Below are 13,881 nucleotides of genomic sequence, written 5' to 3'. Positions count from 1 at the left end.
GCTTCGCTAGGCGGATATGCCGCCTTTGCCGAGGCTGACATTGATGGTGAATTTCGACCCCGGCGATACCGACTTGGTCGTGCGCCAGTTGCGTCCGCCGGGTTCCCGGATCAGCGCGACGAAGCCGAGCGCCGTCGCGTTCGGCTCGACCGTGATCGTCTTGGCCGCCGTCTTGCCGGGCGCCACCGAGATCGCGTCCGAGCCGATGAGGTCGGCGCCTAGCGCCGAGCCCGCGTCGCCCTGCAGCGCGAAGTAATCGGCCGAGTTGAACTTGCCGGTGCTGGCAAGCCGCATGACCAGAACCGTCACCGGCCGATCGCCGCCGCCCGGTCCCGGATTCATGCCGGCGCCGCCGGTCACGTTGACCGAGATCACCGATGGTTTCGGCGGGCCGCTCTGGCAAGCCGCAAGCAGCCCCGTCGCGCCGAGAGCAACGATGAATTCGCGTCTGTCGATCATGTCCCTACTCCTCTTCGTAAGCATCCCTGAAGTCCGCGCCGATCTCGCCCAGGAAGCTCGATTCCGCGCTCTGGGCGATGTCGCGATGGCGTTTCTGGTAGAGCTCCCACAGCTTGGCGTTGCGCCCGCCGGCGAGCAGATTGCCGATCGCGGAATTGGACTTGAGCTCTTCCTCGATCGCGGCCGGATCGAAACGGTCGATCATGCGCCGAAGCGCGGCCTGAACGCCGCGCCAGGCGCGCACGTGATGCTGCGCGAGATCCTTGACAGCATCGCTGATCGCCGCCTCGCCGGAGAGAAAGCCGGGGCTGCGCTCGGCGATGATGGTGACGATGACGTCCTCGACCGTCGGCAGGAATTTGAGCGGGTTGACTTCCGAAGAACCGACCACCGTCTGTGCGACGCGCGCGCTCCCCTTCTCTTCGGCGCGCTTGCGCAGGAGCTGCATCAGGCCGTCGAGCATCAGCCTGTATTCGCGGCCGAATTTCTCCATCTCGGCGAGCGAATCGCGCCCGGGAAAGTCGGCCTCCTCGACGCCCATGCCGCGCAGGAATGCCGCGCGCAGCGCCATGTCGCTCGGCGCGGGCTGCGCTGCACGCGATGGCCGCGGCGCGGGAGCAGCGCGAGGTGGCGGGGCAGGCGGCTCGGGTGCATTCGCCGGTATTTCCCATGGGCGGGCGGCCTTCGGCTTCTCGGCGGCTCGCCCATCGCGACCGGTTGCATCGGCGCTAGTGCCGGAAGCGGGCGTCGCGGCTGGCCCGAAGCTGAAATCGTCGAAGCCGGCGGCTTTGGGCGCGGGCTCGGGCATGTCGTTGCGCGCTGGCATGTCGCCAAAGCCGAACGGGTCCGCTCGGCCGGCGGCGGGCTCGTCGTTCGAGGCGGGCGTCGCCACCGGATCGAGGCTGAACGGGTCGTCGAAGGCCGGCGAGCTGCGCTGGTTCGAAGCGCGATCGTAGGCTCCAGGCACAGGCTGCTCGAACGGATCGGGCAGCCCGGCCGGGCGCGGCCGCTGCGGCTCCTCCTCGGCCTTGGCCGAGAAGAAATCGTCGCCGCCGATGCTGGCAGGCGTCCGCGCCTGTGGCGGCGGCCATGCTGGCGCGGCGTTGGCGATTGGCGCCTGGCCGATCGAGGTGTGGCCGGCGCTGGGCTGCACCTCGACATGGAGCACATAGTCGCCCATGCGCAGCCGCATGCCGCTTTGCAGGCGGGTCGACCTGCCGGTGCCGAGCGGGCTGTCGGAGTCGTTGATGAACAATCCGCTGCTCGATGTGTCGGTGACGAAATAGCCGTCGCGGCCGCCGCTGATCTTGCAATGCGCGCGCGAGACGAACATGTCCGGGTCGTCGATCTGCCAGCCGGCATCGGCGCTGCGGCCGATCACCAGCTCGCCCTCGTCCAGCCGGGTCTGCCTGACCAGTTGCGAGCGCGGGCCTTGTTCCAGGGTCAGAAGCAGGCTCATGCGGCTGCCTCCGCCATGTCCGGCCGCCAGCCGACGATGGTGCGCAGCCTGAGATCGTCGGCGTCGCCCTTCTCGGCTGGGCGTGAGAGCCAGGAAGTGCGGCCGAGCTGGATGGTTCCCATCTTGGGCGCCGGCACGGCGTCGCGCGCCAGTACGATCCTGAGGTCGACATCAAGGGCTTCGCCGATCATGTCGCGCACCGCCTTCTTGAACAGGGCAAGCCTCCGTTCTCCAGGCAGGAACGACTTGAAATCATCGAGGCTGAGCGGGCCGACGCGCAATTCGATGCGGCTCTGCCGGCTGAAGACGCGCGGGCCGATCGTGGCCCCGCGCCCCAGCGCCGCATAGGCTTTGCCGACTTGGCTCTGCAGCGCCTTCGGAATGGTGATCCAGGCGGCGACGAATTCCTTGATCTCGACCGGCACCTTGAAGGCGGTGGCGAGGAACAGCGTCAGCCGCTCGGCGCCGTCGACCTGGTTCGCCAGCGATCCGGCCTGGCGCAGCCGCACCGTGTCGATCTCAGGGTCCTGCGTGCCGGGAAGGCCGATGCCGGCTATGGCTTCCAGCATGGCGCGCACACGCCCGCCGACCGAACGTTCGACCTGCACCGCCGGATGCGCGTCCGCCCAGGCGCGGTAGTAGAGCGCGATCATGCGGTGTTGCAGGATGTTGACGAAGTCGACGAAGGTCGTGTCGCTGGTCTGCTCGGCGTCGGCGCCGGTGAACCAGCGTTGCGACAGCCGGTCGAGCACCCAGCGCGTCAGATGCAGCGGCATCGGCCCTTCCGGTCCGAGCAGGCCGAGATTGGCGAGGGTCACGCGCGCCGGAGCCTTTTCGCCCGCATTCTGGAATTTGACCACGTCCCTGGCCGAGAAGCTCAGACGCACATGCTGGCCGAGCCGTGCCGGCTCGCGCTCCGCGGTTCCCGAATGGCCGAACAGACCCCGCCGCTGCTCCAGCCGGCGCAGCAGCTCGAAGAAGTCGTACCCCTCCGACAGCGGCTCCGCCTCCGTTGAGGCCGGTTGCGCTAGATCAGGTAGCGATTGCCGGGCGTCATCGGCCATGGCACATCCTCCTGCTTCTGCAGCAACCGCGTGCGGGTTCGCACGAAACCATTTATCCCGGCATGGCGGGCGAACAGCCGCGCCAGCAGGGCCGAAAGCAGCAATGTGCTCTGACCCGCCAGCACCGACTGGTCGACATGCAGCGTCACTTCGGTGCCGCGGCCGAAACACATCGGCCCGTCGATCTGGAGCCGCTCGATCACCGGGCGCGAGTCGATGCGGGTGATCGAATGCACGTTGCGGGCAAGGCTCGGATCGCCGCGATCGGCGTAGAGGTCGAGCAAGGCGTGCAGCGGGTCGACGCCGCGGCCCTCCTTGGCGAGGCTGAGGAAGTTGAGCGAAAGCTGCGCCACCAGCCGCCAGGCGAGATTGTCGGCGCGGGATTCGCCTTCGGCGCCGGCCGGCAGAGCTGCCGGGATCGCCGGCTGCGGCGGCCGCAGCGCGCCGAGCAGCCGCACCGCTTCCACCGGATCGGCGGTCTCCAGCGTCAGCGTCGGCGTGTCGTCCAGGATCGCCAGGTCGCGATTGGTGCAGAGCGCCATCACGTCGAGCCGCTTGAGCGGCCGGTTGGCCGGGCTCCCCGCCGGGCGCGAGACCGCGATAAAGACATCGTCGCCGGTATAGGAGGTTCGGGTCAGGCCGTCGCGCCGCTCGTCCTCCGTCGCCCGGCGCGGACGCCGCTCGGTCGAATAGACCCAGCCGCTGCCGCGGTTCTGCCCAAGGCTGAACAGTTCTGGAATGACCGCTTCGCTGCCTTCGGCGTCGGCGTCCTCAACCCGGGTGACGCGGAAGATCTCGAAGTCGCGCGCCCGGGTGCGGTCGGCATGCAGCACCTGGCGCGTCCGGCGCGGATCGATCTCGATGACGTTGCACTCGCGTTCGAAGAGATTGATGATCGGCGTCGCGAACAGCTCGAAATCGGCGGCCGTCACATCGGCGAGCTCCGGCACCGGACGCCGGAACAGGAAGATGATCTCGATCGCCCCGTCACACTTGCGCACCACCGGCTGCAGGCCGGCGACCCGCACATAATGGAAGCGCTCCGGGATCATGAAATATTCGCGCAGCAGCCGGTATCCCTCGAAAGTCGGGCGGGTGCGCGGCATCAGCGCTTCATCGTCGTGGATGCCGATCATTTCGGGCTCGGGCAGGGCGGTGAGGGGATTGGTCTTGCCTTCCGCCCGCGCGCCGACGGCCGAGCAGGCGCCGAAGATCGCGTCGAAGATGAGCGGCGCCTTGGCTCGCCCGGCGAAATAGAGGTCGAGGCGGTCGAGCGACAACTCGCTGAGCTTGCCCTTTCCGGTCCGAGCCAGCGTGATGCGGAACGCCGCCTCGCCGCGCACGCCGCCAACCGGCGCGATGCCGGCGGCGGCAAGGGCGCTGCGGTCCTGGAAGTAGCCGACCGAGGCGATCGCGATCGGCCACAGCGTGACCTCCTGCGCGGTGGTGAAGGTGGAGCGCGTCGAGAGCCCCGGATGCAGGGCGGAGACCAGCCGCGTGCCGCGCGCGACGGCGTGGCCGGCGATCATCGACTGCACTTGCTGTCCAGGCTTCAGCACGGCCATCGCCGTCGCCGGCGCCGGCGTCACCAAATCCGGATAGAGCACGTCTAGCACGGCGCGCGAGAAGCGTGAGCGCTCCGCGTCGACCTTGAGCCGCGTGCGCGCCGCCAGGAAGGCAACGCCGTCGAGCAGCCTTTCGACATAGGGATCGGGGCAGGGGACGGTATCGAGGGAAAGGTTGCGCGCGACCGCCGGATGCATGTCGGCGAATTCCGCGGCCAGCGCCCGGATGTGGGTCAGTTCCTCTTCGTAATACTCCACGAAGACCCGGTCCATCTCAGGTCTCCCGGAATTCGGTTCGCGCCAGGCCGTTGTCGAGATTGATCGTGGTGCGCAGCCGCATGCGTTCCGGCGTCGGCGTCATGATCAGCACGGCGTCGATTTCGATCTTGAGGCCGACGCTCTTGTCGCCGAGCGTGACATTGACGGTTGTCGCGCTTTCCTTGAGACGCGGCTCGAAGGTGGCCAGCACCGCGCGGATTTCGCGCGCGAGGGTATCGCGGTCGAAATCCCGCGAGGAGCGGCCGGAGAAGGACGGCACGCCGTAATTGACGACGCTGCGGCGCACTTCCGGAAAATCGGCGAGCGGCGGCAGTTCGTCCAAGGGCTGTTCGTGCTCGGCGTCGGACAGCATCGGCACGGATTCGAAACGCTCGGTGTTGAATAGCGCCTCTATGTCGCGCCGCACGGCTTCGCGCAGCACGCGCGCCGACACTACCACGCCGCGGCTTTCGATTTCGGCGCGATGCTCGGTTTGGAAGATCAGCCTATGCAGTCGCCGTTTCTGCTCGGCCGTAAGCTCGGGATCGGCATCGATGGCCCGCGGGCTGCCGGCAACAAGAGCCTCGACGCGCTCGGCGCCGAGTTCTTCTTCCAGCAGGCGACGCAGCCCATCGATCTCCGACGTCAGCCCGGGCAAATCGTTGACGAGGCGGTCCCAGAGTGAGGGCTGAACCGCCTCGCGCTTTGCCCGGGAGCTGCCGGCGAGCTGCGCCTTCGCGCCGGGCCGCTTGGCCTCACTTGCCGACATAGACGTCCATTTCGATCTCGTCGTCCTTGTCGTAGACGAACTTGATCTTCTTGTAGGCGAAGCTGACCTCTTCCTCGATCAGGTCTGGCTCGTCCTGCGCCTGCCGCATATCGTATTCCATGATCGAGGCGTCGGTGAGCGTCACAACCAGATAGTCGCTGGTCTCGCCGTCGATGGTGCGGCGTGCCGAGAACACCACCTCGTCCAGCGCCTTGTTCTCGAACAGCGCCTTCTTCAGGTAGGGCGACGACTTGTCGTAGTGCTTGAAGAATTTGATCATTCCCATCGACACGCGGCCGCGTCGCGACAGCGAGTTCGGATCGTAGGGCGCGATCATCTTGTAATCGACGCCGTGGATCTCGATCTCGTCTTCATGGCCGTCGCGCTTGCTCGGGCCCTTGATGTCCGGCACTTTCAGGAAGCCGTCGATTTTCGTCGAGGGCGCATCGGTTCTGTCTGGCATTGTCTTTCTCCACCGCTACGAAACAAGATGACTTTGCTTAACGAGTTCAGCCCTTCACCGACGGCAGTTCCGACACCAGCCGGAGCGAGGCGTTGATGCCTTCCAACTGATAGTGCGGACGCAGATAGAAACGGGCATTGTAGTAACCGGGCCGGCCTTCGACGCTGTCGACCTGCACCTCGGCCGCGGCAAGCGGGCGCTTGGCGCGCGCCTTGTCGTCGGCGAAGGCAGGGTTGGCCAGCACGTACCGGTTGATCCATTCGGTCAACCAGATCTCCATATCGGTGCGTTCCTTGAACGAACCGATCTTGTCGCGCGCGATCGCCTTCAGATAGTGCGCGAAGCGCGAGACCGGGAACAAATAGGGCAGGTTGGCGGAAAGCCGCTCGTTCGCCTGCGCGTCCGGATCGACCAGGCGTCCGGCGCGCGTCTCGTCGTCCTGCAGCGAATGCGCGCCGATGAAGGCCGCAAGATCGGTGTTCTTGCGGTGCAGGATCGGCATCAGGCCGAGCTTGGCCAGCTCCGCTTCGCGCCGGTCGTCGATGGCGACCTCCGTCGGGCATTTCATCGCGATCGAGCCGTCGTCGGTGGGAAAGGCGTGCACCGGCAGATTGAGCACCGTGCCGCCGTTTTCGACGCCGCGGATCTGCGTGCCCCAGCCATAGAGCTTGTGGCTGCGGTTGATGTTGACGCCCATCGGGAAGGCGGCATTCATCCAGACATATTTGTTGTGGTCGCCGCCCACCTCTTCCTCGAAGGTGAAGCCCTTCACCGGAACGGTCTCCGAGCCGTAGGGCAGGCGCGCCAGCACGCGCGGCATGGTGAGCCCGATATAGCGGGCGTCCTCGCTTTCGCGCAGCGACTGCCAGGAGGCGTAGGCCGGGTTGTTCACGATCATCTGCAGGTCCTGCGGGTTCGGCAGTTCCTGCCAGCTGTCCATGCGAAACAGCCGCGGCGAGGCGGCGGCGATGAACGGCGTGTGCGCCGAGGCGCAGACGCCCGAAATGTTGCGCAGCAGACCGACGTCGCGCGGATGGTTCGAGAACTCGTAGGCGCCGATGATGCAGCCGATCGGCTCGCCGCCCAGCATCGAATACTCGTCCGTGTAGACCTTCTTGAAGATGGGGCTCTGGTCCCACATCTGGCCTTCATAGTCTTCCAGCGTGTCGGCCAGCTGCTCCTTGGAGATGTTCATCACCCGGATCTTCAGCTTGGTATCCGTCTCGGTGTTGTTGATCAGGTACCAGAGGCCGCGCCAGGTGCCTTCCATCTCGCGCACTTCCGGCGCATGCAGGATCTCATTGACCTGCGTCGTCAGCATCTTGTCGATACCGGCGATCAGTGACTTGATCGACTTGATTGCATTGGAAGAGATGGTCGTCGTCTCGGAGCGCGATTGCGCCGCCAGTGCCAGGTTGCGCACCAGCTGCTGCAGCTTCTCGCTGTCGTCCTTCTTGACCTTGAAATCCTTTTCAAGGAGTCCGCTGAATTCGCCGAGATCGATGGCTTCCGCCTCGGCGGTGGCGGCTGCGGTCTTTTGCTGTTCGGCCATGACTTACTCCTCGCCCTTGCCGTCATCCATCGCCTGGCTGGCGATCTTGCTCAGCAGCGGCTCGTTGTTCAGAAGCTGCGCGATGCGCTTTTCGGCGTCGACGCGGCCGTCCATGAAGCCCAACAGCTCCTCGAGCTGACGGCGCATCTTCAGGATCTCGGCCAGCTGCGGGACCTGCTCGGCGATCTTGTCCGGCGCGAAGTCGCCCATCTTGGAGAAGGTGAGGTCGATGGCGAGCTCTTCGTCCCGCTCCTGGCCCTCGGCCTGGGGCAGCGTGTTCTTCACCCGCGCCTTCACGCGCGGCCCCATCGCTTCCATGAATTTCGGGAAGCGGTTGGCGTCGGTTTCGACGAAGTTGCGGTCGAGGACCGATTTCGACGCTTCCTTGGTCTGTGAAGCGCCGGCAAGGTCGGCCATCACGGCCATCACGAACGGCAGTTCGATCGTCGTCGGGCTGCCGTAGGTTTCGACGTCGTAGGCGATCTGCACGCGCGGCGCGCGGTTTCTTTCGATGACCTTCGCTTTGCTCTCTGCTGGCATGCTTGTTACCTTTCATCCTTCTGGGCCGGCTTCTTGGGATCCGGGACACCGGCAAGCAGCCGGAATTCCTTCAGCCCCGACGGGGCGAGATCTTCCATCAGTTCCACGAAATCCATGTGCACCATCCGGCGCACCCGCCGGGCGAGATGCGGGATGGGGCTGGACGGCTCGGTGCGGTCGTAGAAGGCGACGACGAGGTCCAGGCATTTGACGACTTCGTCGCGCGAGTTGATCCGGTCCGGCAGGCCGGCGCTCGCTTCGACTGGGCTTGCCACACTTGCCATCGGCTCGGCTCCATGACCGTTTCGGGCGGGCGTCGATGCCGGCTGCGCCGGCTGCGGGGAGGCTTTCGCGGCACCATTGGCCACTTGGGTGCCGGCGCTGGAATTCCGCTCCAGCGTCGTCAGCAAACGCTGAAGGAACTTCTTCAATTCCGGGACGGTGGCGCCATTGCCTTCGATGCGGGCGTTGAGCGCGACATCAACTGCGTCGAGAGCGGCGATCGCGGCACGCGCGTCGGCCAGCAGCGACGTCATCGCGTCCGCCGCTTGATCGACCTGCGCCGCGCATCCGGTGCGCACGCGGTTCAACAGCTGGTTGTGGGCGCTCGTCAGTGCCGCCTTTTCGGCGGTCCCGAGGCCGGATGCAGCCTCTTGGAGCATGACGCGTTCGTCGAGCGCCGCCTGCTCCAGGTCCCGGCCGCTGATCGGCCCGATCGCGCGCGGCGAGAAGAACACCGCCTGCCTGAGGTTCGCCAGCAGGCCTTCCTGGCCATTTTGCAGGTCGAGCAGCGCATTGATGCGGCGCAAGGCGGCCTCGCGCGGCGCGCCCGTCCTCAGCGCAGGGTGCATCGTGTCCCAGTACTGTTCGAAGGTCTTGGCAATGAGCGTCAGGCCCTGGGCAAGGCCGGCCAGCCCTTCCTCGTTGGCCAAAGCCTGCGCAACGATGACCAGCAGGCGCAGATCCCGGCCGCGCGGGCGCAATTCCTCGGCTTTTTCCAGCACGGCGGTCCAGTCGACCGGACTGGATTGCGAGGTGGGCTTGCTGTTGCCGTCGTGAACGACTTTGACCTGAGGTTCGGTCAGGCGCTCCAGCTCATGAAAGGCCGGGTCGTTGCGCAAGTCCTCTCCCGACGGATTCGCACCGTTCAGAGGATTCAGCCAGAGTGCGAGATCAATCACACCAACCCCCAGCCAGCGGCCCTGAGACCCCGTGTGACGTAACGTTATCACTGGCCTCACGCGACGACAATTGAGCACCTGCGCAAAAACTAACGGAAGCTAAACGCAGCCGCTTTCTCGGCGAAACCCATTGCGCGATTGTCGGACCCGGTATGTGAAATGGCTCGCATAGTCCGGGCGCCAATCCATGTTTGTTGCCACGAGTTTGCAAGGCTTGTGTAACCGGGCGGTGCCGCCCGGATAGATTCAAAGGCCCTATCCGCCGCACGGCTTTGTCAAGCAGCCGCTTATATGGCAGGGTATGGGTCGGCAGGTTGCGGGAGCAGGTTCGATGGAACAGCGCCGGTCATCGCAGAGCTTCAAGCGTAAGGAACTGGTCGCCAAGCTCAACGCCACGGGGGTGCGCGCCTTCAAGGCCGCGGCCGACACGGCCAAGCTGCGCGGCAATCCCTATGTCGAGCTCGCCCATTTCATCCAGCAGCTGGTGCTGTCGGAGCGCTCGGATGTGCAGATGATCGTCGCCGACGCCGGCCTGGATGTCAGCCGGCTGACGGCCGACATGACCCGCGCCATCGACAAGCTGCCCTATGGCGCCACTTCGGTGGAGGAATTCTCCGACCACATCTTCCACGCCATCCAGGAAGGCTGGAACCTGGCGACACTGGAGTTCGGGGTGGAGGAGGTGCGCAGCGCCCATATCCTGCTCGCTTGTCTCAAGACGCCGGCGCTGGATGGCCTAGTGTCGAAGATCAGCGCCGAATTCGACAAGATCGAGGCCGATGGGGTCATTTCCCGCTTCGCCGATGTCACGGAAGGCTCGCTCGAAGCCGGCTCACCTCCCGCCGCGGCCGCCGCGGAGACGCCGGTCAAGCGCGGCCCGGGCGGGGATTCCGCGCTGGCCAAATACGCCACCGACCTCACCCAGCGCGCCCGTGACGGCAAGATCGATCCGGTCGTTGGCCGCGATCCCGAAATCAGGCAGATCGTCGATATCCTGATGCGACGCCGGCAAAACAATCCGATCCTGACCGGCGAGGCCGGCGTCGGCAAGACGGCGGTGGTCGAGGGATTTGCGCTGCGCATCGCCCAGGGTGACGTGCCGCCGACATTGCAAAATGTCTCCGTGCGCATGCTCGATGTTGGGTTGATGCAGGCCGGCGCCAGCGTCAAGGGCGAGTTCGAGAAGCGGCTGAAGGCAGTCATCGATGAGGTCCAGGCCTCGGAAGTGCCAATCATCCTGTTCATAGACGAGGCGCATACGCTGATCGGTGCCGGCGGCGCCGCCGGCACCGGCGATGCAGCAAATCTCCTGAAGCCGGCGCTGGCGCGCGGCGAATTGCGCACCATCGCCGCCACGACCTGGGCCGAGTACAAGCAGCACATCGAGAAGGATCCGGCGCTCACCCGCCGCTTCCAGGTGGTCAAGATCGACGAGCCGTCGGAAGCCGTGGCCGTGCTGATGCTGCGCGGCGTCGCCAGCGTGCTGGAGCAGCACCACAAGGTGCAGATCCTGGACGAGGCGATCGAGGCGGCGGTCTCGCTTTCGCACCGCTATATCCCGGCGCGCCAGCTGCCGGACAAGGCGGTCAGCCTGCTCGACACCGCCTGCGCCCGCGTCGCCGTCTCGCAGCATGCGACGCCCGCCGAGGTCGAGGACATACTGCGCCGCCGTCAGGCGCTGGAGGTGGAGCAGGGCATCATCGGCCGCGAGGCGGCGATCGGCATCGACGTGGCCGACCGGCAGGTCCGCGTCGATGCCGGGCTGGCGGAAACCGAGACCGCTTTAGCCGCCGCCCAGGCGCGGTGGGATCGGGAAAAGGCTTTGGTGGCCGAGATCCTCGACCTGCGCGCCAAATTGCGCGGCGAGGGCGTGCCGCTTGATGAGGCGGCGGCGGAGGAGAATGCCGGGACCGAGAGTGGGGACGGCGCGGCAAAGGCGCCCGAACCAAAGGCTGCCGAGAGCAAGACTGGCGACGGCGCGGCTGCCGGGGCCAAGAAGGCCAAGACCTCGAAGGCCAAAGGGGCAAAGGACGCAAAGGCCGAAACAGTTTCCGCCGAGCCGGCGGATGAAGCCGCCGCCGACCTGGCGCGGCTGCGCGAGCTGATGGCCGAGCTTGCGGCCGCGCAGGGCGAGACGCCGCTAATCCTGCCGTCGGTCGACCGCAACGCGGTCGCCGCCGTGGTGCAGGATTGGACCGGCATCCCGACCGGACGCATGCTCTCCAGCCAGACCGAGAAGGCGTTGAAGCTCGCCGCCACCCTGTCCGAACGCGTGGTCGGCCAGGATCATGCCATGGAGATGATCGCCAAACGCGTGCAGACCAGCCGCGCCGGCCTCGGCGCGCCGGAAAAACCGGTCGGCGTGTTCCTGCTCTGCGGCCCTTCCGGAGTCGGCAAGACCGAGACCGCGCTGGCGCTGGCCGAGACGCTCTACGGTGGCGAGCAGAACCTGATCTCGATTAACATGTCCGAGTTCCAGGAAGCCCACACGGTCTCGACGCTCAAGGGCGCGCCGCCCGGCTATGTCGGCTACGGCAAGGGCGGCATCCTGACCGAGGCGGTGCGCAGGAAACCTTATTCGGTGATTCTGCTCGACGAGGTCGAGAAGGCGCATCCCGACGTGCATGAGATATTCTTCCAGGTCTTCGACAAGGGCATGATGGACGACAGCGAGGGCCGTCGCATCGATTTCAAGAACACGCTGATCCTGCTCACATCCAATGTCGGCTCAGACGTCATCATGGATCGGACGAAGAACGGCACGGTGCGGACCGGCATCGACGATCTCGACCAGGGCCTGCGCGCGCCGCTGCTGAAAGTGTTCCCGGCCGCCTTCCTCGGCCGCGTCGTCACCATTCCCTATTATCCGCTGTCGGATGCGATGATCGAGGCGATCGCCCGTCACCAGTTCGGCAAGATCGCGCGCCGGCTCAAGGCTACCAACGACGCCGAGCTGGTGATCGGCGACGGCGTGATGGACCTGGTCAAGGCGCGCTGCACCGAGATCGAGTCCGGAGGGCGCATGATCGACGCCATCCTCACCAATACGCTGCTGCCGGAACTCAGCCGCGGCGTGCTCAACCGCTCGCTCGAGGGCAAGAAGATGGCGAAAGTCATCGTGGGTGCGTCGCCGGAAGGATTTACCTACTCCTTCGAATAGGACCCTGCCGCGGCGGGCCAAGGTTCGACAGCGCCGCCGTCCGGCATGATCTGACGTTCGTCGGCTTTGATCCCTCCGGCGCGATCTACGCCGCGGGGGCTTCGATGGATTCGATCCGCCTCGCGCCGGCCGGAGGTGCTGACTGTCATCGAGGCGCTGCATTCCGCCTTCTGCCCGACTTAGCCGGTCGTTGCATGGCCGTGCCCGGCTTTGATCAAGGTCAAAGCGACGCGAGGGGATCGGGGCTTACCTGTCTGGCAATGGCAGTGAAATGATCGGACGGCCGGAGTGCTCGGCTGATCCGACCCTCGGAGAAACACATGATCCTGAATAACGGCACCCTCGTCGCGGTTACGGATGGCGAGAACCTTCGACTGTTTCACAACAAGGGGCACGAACCTCATCTCGACCTGATCGAAGTCGAGGATTCGGTCCTTGAAGTGGCCCACGCCGGATCCGGCGGGCGGCATCGCAGTTCAACCGCCAATCCGGACGAGTCCCGGCTGGGCGAAGACGACTTTGCCGCGTCGATCGCGAGCTATCTCAATCATAAGGCCCACGAGAAAGCCTGCGAGCATATACTGGTGATCGCCGATCCGCGCACGCTTGGCGAGATGCGGAGGCATTATCAGCCGTCACTGAGCGCCAAACTCGTCGGCGAGATCGCCAAGGACTTCGTCAAGCATTCGGTGATATCGATCAAAAGCGCCATAGAAACCGCCTGACCCGATCGACTCAGTTCGCCCTGATCGGCACAACCACATTTGGCTGGGCGAGCACGCCGCGGTTTGTCGCCGGGCGTGCTCGGTGTCGTCTTACTGAACCTTGATGGTGGCCCACATGCCGTTCATGAAATGATCGGGGATGTTGCAGAAGACCGCGTAGAAGCCCGGCTTGAGGTCGAGCGTCAGCGAGCCCGACTTGCCCGGATCGAGTTCCGAGACCTCGCCCAGATGGCCAGCCGCGTCCTCATCGACACGGTTCTCGTTCGAAATATAGGGCAGCGTCGTCTTTTTTGGATCCGTGACGGGAACGACGATCATTTCATGGACCGTGGCCTTGGAGGTGTTGGTCACATCGAAGGTCACCTTGCCGGCCGGCACGACCTTCTTGTCGACCTGAACCTTCATCATCGCCATGCTCATATTCGCCGGCATGCCCATCCCCATCTTGGCATCGGCGTTCATGTCGCCGTTCTTGTCCCACAATTTCACGTTGACCGTGGAATCCGCGAACGCCGGCGCCGCAACGGCCAGCGTGGCCAATGCCAGTCCAATTCTCAAAAACTGCATCGAAAGTGCTCCTGTCCGCCGTTCGGCGACCACAAAGGCGGGCTGCTTGGAAAGATGATCGGTCGCGAGCGCTGTCTAGCAAGCCCAGCCTGACAACCCGCTGACGGTACCGACGCTCG

General features: G+C 65.4%; 12 protein-coding genes. 2 read left to right on the top strand and 10 right to left on the bottom strand.

What is annotated here, in order from left to right; translation table 11 throughout:
- Positions 1-6: 6 nt before the first annotated feature.
- Genes tssJ through tssA form a run of 9 tightly spaced genes read right to left on the bottom strand, consistent with a single transcriptional unit; the run spans position 7 to position 9,310 of the window.
- Positions 7-459, bottom strand: coding sequence for a type VI secretion system lipoprotein TssJ (gene tssJ, locus EJ069_RS19595; protein ID WP_040985738.1), 453 nt, complete (start codon positions 457-459; stop codon positions 7-9).
- Between the two features lie 4 nt (positions 460-463).
- The gene (tagH, locus tag EJ069_RS19590; RefSeq protein ID WP_126062711.1) at positions 464-1,918 is read right to left on the bottom strand and encodes a type VI secretion system-associated FHA domain protein TagH; all 1,455 of its coding nucleotides are present in this window, start codon (positions 1,916-1,918) and stop codon (positions 464-466) included.
- Entirely contained in the window at positions 1,915-2,982 is a 1,068-nt protein-coding gene (gene tssG / locus EJ069_RS19585) for a type VI secretion system baseplate subunit TssG (RefSeq protein WP_126062710.1), read from the bottom strand. Before tssG ends, tagH begins: the two co-directional genes overlap by 4 nt.
- Positions 2,946-4,820, bottom strand: coding sequence for a type VI secretion system baseplate subunit TssF (tssF, locus tag EJ069_RS19580; RefSeq protein ID WP_126062709.1), 1,875 nt, complete (start codon positions 4,818-4,820; stop codon positions 2,946-2,948). Before tssF ends, tssG begins: the two co-directional genes overlap by 37 nt.
- 1 nt (position 4,821) lies before the next feature.
- Entirely contained in the window at positions 4,822-5,574 is a 753-nt protein-coding gene (gene tssE, locus EJ069_RS19575) for a type VI secretion system baseplate subunit TssE (protein ID WP_126062708.1), read from the bottom strand.
- Positions 5,561-6,037, bottom strand: a complete 477-nt coding sequence (locus EJ069_RS19570; protein WP_126062707.1) for an Hcp family type VI secretion system effector — start codon at positions 6,035-6,037, stop codon at positions 5,561-5,563. The genes tssE and EJ069_RS19570 overlap by 14 nt, the downstream gene beginning before the upstream one ends.
- Before the next feature lie 46 nt (positions 6,038-6,083).
- The gene (gene tssC / locus EJ069_RS19565) at positions 6,084-7,589 is read right to left on the bottom strand and encodes a type VI secretion system contractile sheath large subunit (protein ID WP_042638543.1); all 1,506 of its coding nucleotides are present in this window, start codon (positions 7,587-7,589) and stop codon (positions 6,084-6,086) included.
- A gap of 3 nt (positions 7,590-7,592) precedes the next feature.
- On the bottom strand, positions 7,593-8,129 hold the full coding sequence (gene tssB / locus EJ069_RS19560; RefSeq protein WP_040985731.1) for a type VI secretion system contractile sheath small subunit: 537 nt from the start codon (positions 8,127-8,129) through the stop codon (positions 7,593-7,595).
- Between the two features lie 5 nt (positions 8,130-8,134).
- Entirely contained in the window at positions 8,135-9,310 is a 1,176-nt protein-coding gene (gene tssA / locus EJ069_RS19555; protein ID WP_126064808.1) for a type VI secretion system protein TssA, read from the bottom strand.
- 331 nt (positions 9,311-9,641) lie between these two features.
- On the opposite strand from tssA, the gene tssH reads away from it, so the two are divergent.
- Both tssH and EJ069_RS19545 read left to right on the top strand, forming a co-directional pair.
- On the top strand, positions 9,642-12,470 hold the full coding sequence (gene tssH, locus EJ069_RS19550; protein WP_126062706.1) for a type VI secretion system ATPase TssH: 2,829 nt from the start codon (positions 9,642-9,644) through the stop codon (positions 12,468-12,470).
- Positions 12,471-12,790: 320 nt separating this feature from the next.
- Positions 12,791-13,195, top strand: a complete 405-nt coding sequence (locus EJ069_RS19545; RefSeq protein ID WP_126062705.1) for a host attachment protein — start codon at positions 12,791-12,793, stop codon at positions 13,193-13,195.
- 90 nt (positions 13,196-13,285) lie between these two features.
- Here EJ069_RS19545 and EJ069_RS19540 read toward each other — a convergent pair whose 3' ends face one another.
- Entirely contained in the window at positions 13,286-13,762 is a 477-nt protein-coding gene (locus EJ069_RS19540; protein ID WP_245456200.1) for a plastocyanin/azurin family copper-binding protein, read from the bottom strand.
- Positions 13,763-13,881 lie beyond the last annotated feature (119 nt).

This window comes from Mesorhizobium sp. M2A.F.Ca.ET.043.05.1.1, from assembly GCF_003952445.1.
Lineage (GTDB): Bacteria > Pseudomonadota > Alphaproteobacteria > Rhizobiales > Rhizobiaceae > Mesorhizobium.
This window is presented reverse-complemented; position numbering and strand designations above follow the sequence as displayed.

Bases quoted from the DNA above. Each gene is read 5' to 3' on its own strand.
- tssF (WP_126062709.1), bottom strand. From the start codon at position 4,820: ATGGACCGGGTCTTCGTGGAGTATTACGAAGAGGAACTGACCCACATC.
- EJ069_RS19570 (WP_126062707.1), bottom strand. From the start codon at position 6,037: ATGCCAGACAGAACCGATGCGCCCTCGACGAAAATCGACGGCTTCCTG.
- tagH (WP_126062711.1), bottom strand. From the start codon at position 1,918: ATGAGCCTGCTTCTGACCCTGGAACAAGGCCCGCGCTCGCAACTGGTC.
- tssE (WP_126062708.1), bottom strand. From the start codon at position 5,574: ATGTCGGCAAGTGAGGCCAAGCGGCCCGGCGCGAAGGCGCAGCTCGCC.
- EJ069_RS19545 (WP_126062705.1), top strand. From the start codon at position 12,791: ATGATCCTGAATAACGGCACCCTCGTCGCGGTTACGGATGGCGAGAAC.
- tssG (WP_126062710.1), bottom strand. From the start codon at position 2,982: ATGGCCGATGACGCCCGGCAATCGCTACCTGATCTAGCGCAACCGGCC.
- tssJ (WP_040985738.1), bottom strand. From the start codon at position 459: ATGATCGACAGACGCGAATTCATCGTTGCTCTCGGCGCGACGGGGCTG.
- tssB (WP_040985731.1), bottom strand. From the start codon at position 8,129: ATGCCAGCAGAGAGCAAAGCGAAGGTCATCGAAAGAAACCGCGCGCCG.
- tssH (WP_126062706.1), top strand. From the start codon at position 9,642: ATGGAACAGCGCCGGTCATCGCAGAGCTTCAAGCGTAAGGAACTGGTC.
- EJ069_RS19540 (WP_245456200.1), bottom strand. From the start codon at position 13,762: ATGCAGTTTTTGAGAATTGGACTGGCATTGGCCACGCTGGCCGTTGCG.
- tssC (WP_042638543.1), bottom strand. From the start codon at position 7,589: ATGGCCGAACAGCAAAAGACCGCAGCCGCCACCGCCGAGGCGGAAGCC.